The following is a 1,521-nucleotide window of genomic DNA, read 5'->3' as shown; positions in this document are numbered from 1 at the left end:
AGCTCAGTTTATTATTTCTCCAATTAAAATCAATAATTATAAATATTTAGACATGAAGTAATTATCGAACTGAGGTTTGGTATAAGCAAAACAGAAGCAAATACTCTTACATCTAGCTTTTTTGCGATTAATTTCTTATTTCACTTTTTAGGCGGGACTATCGGTGGTAGATATCTAAGTTTTAGGGGTTTATTTTTTGTAAGCCTATTCTTACAGTTTGTTGGCCTATGTTTAATTGCAATAGATACAAAAGCAATAGTTTTAATGGGTATGGCAACTTTTATTACAGGATCAGGATTAAACGTTAGTTGCATAAATATGATGCTAACACAGCTATTTGATCAAAACGATAAGCGTCGTAGAATAGCATTTTCAGTAAACTATAGTTTTATGAATATTGGTTTTGTAGCAAGCTTTTTTATTGCTGGATATCTTCAGGGTATTGGATCATATAGTACAGCATTTTATTTTGCAGCTATTTGCTTATTGATAGCGACAATTATGCATTTATCTGCATGGAAATATGTTAATGATAAATCTACATATTTTGTAGAGACATTTTCATTATTAAACAAAAAATTCTTCGTTGCTCCTTTAATAATACTAGCCTGTTTAATTTTTGCTTATATTTTAATGCATCATCCTGTGTTTGCATCTTACCTTATTTATGTAGCATTTATAGCAATTCTAATTTTCATGCTAATCTTTGCAGCGAGACAGCCTCATCAGTATAAGCTAAAAATATATGTTTATTTAATCCTATCAATAGCAAGTATGGTATTTGCTTGTGTTCAAGGCTTACAATCAACAGCATTAGAAAACTTTGTTGAGTTTAATACTACAAAGTCACTATTTGGTATTCCAATGGCTCCAGCTACAGTGAATATGTTTGAGAGCCTAGGTGTCATTATATTTGGTTTTATCCTTGCGATGTCAATAAAAAGAAGACAGAGAAATAATAATCCATACCAACCTGGTTTTTTGGTTGTCAAAGGTCTTGCTGTATATGTTATAGCTTTTCTTATGATACCATTAGGTATATTTCTAGCTGGTGGTGGCAAATCAAATGTGATCTTTCCAATTTTATTATTAATCATTGTTGCTATGGGAGAAATTCATGTAAATGCTGTAAACTATGCTATGGCAGGTGAAATGATGGATCCTAAACATCAAGGACTATTTACAGGTTATTTATTTTTAAATATAGCTTTTGGTATAAATTTAGCAGGACCTATATCAAATTACGTAATTGCGTCCACTAATAGCACTACTACAGTGGCTTATCAGACTACAAACCCAATGTATATGCATATATTTTTGGTAATGGCACTTGTTGCTTTTATAATAGCTGCAATATTTTTCTTTTTAATAAGATTTTTGAATAATATTTTGGCTGAAACAAATTCACAAAAGATTTTAGAGAGTGAAATTATTTAATATAACTTTTATATTAACCTCAGTTCGATAATTACTTCATGTCTAAATATTTATAATTATTGATTTTAATTGGAGAAATAATAA

Annotated in this window: 1 pseudogene; it reads left to right on the top strand. The window is 29.6% G+C overall.

Annotated elements, in window-relative coordinates:
• Positions 1-78: 78 nt before the first annotated feature.
• Positions 79-1,437, top strand: a pseudogene (locus tag AB8E56_RS11700) (MFS transporter); the annotation flags it as partial.
• Positions 1,438-1,521: the final 84 nt, after the last annotated feature.

Origin of the sequence: Francisella sp. 19X1-34, from assembly GCF_041102755.1 — a bacterium.
Classification (GTDB): Bacteria; Pseudomonadota; Gammaproteobacteria; order Francisellales; family Francisellaceae; genus Francisella.
This window is presented reverse-complemented; position numbering and strand designations above follow the sequence as displayed.